Annotated in this window: 1 protein-coding gene; it reads right to left on the minus strand. The window is 48.5% G+C overall.

Annotation, left to right across the window (positions count from 1 at the left end; genetic code table 11):
- On the minus strand, positions 1-248 hold a 248-nt coding region (locus ACSNOG_RS33535; RefSeq protein WP_436756442.1), incomplete at its 3' end, for a hypothetical protein.
- Positions 249-260: the final 12 nt, after the last annotated feature.

Consider the following 260-nt stretch of genomic DNA (forward strand, 5'->3'; position numbering starts at 1 on the left):
GTAATGAACTGCGACAGCGGGTCCTGCCCTAGATTATCCCCTTCAAAGGATACACCGCCAAACAGCTTGTAGATTGACATATAGACCAGCGTGAAAAATAAAATACACATGGCAGCGGCCATGCTGATTCGGATGAGGGTTGTCTTCATATCGACATGCCGGTTCACGGAATCCGCGATTTTATCGAAGATGTACAGCACATAGAAGACAACCGAGCACAAGGAGAAGATCACAATGAGAGCACGCATCCCTCCCTTGCC

This window comes from Streptomyces sp. URMC 124 (assembly GCF_051386455.1).
Taxonomy (GTDB): Bacteria; Actinomycetota; Actinomycetes; order Streptomycetales; family Streptomycetaceae; genus Streptomyces.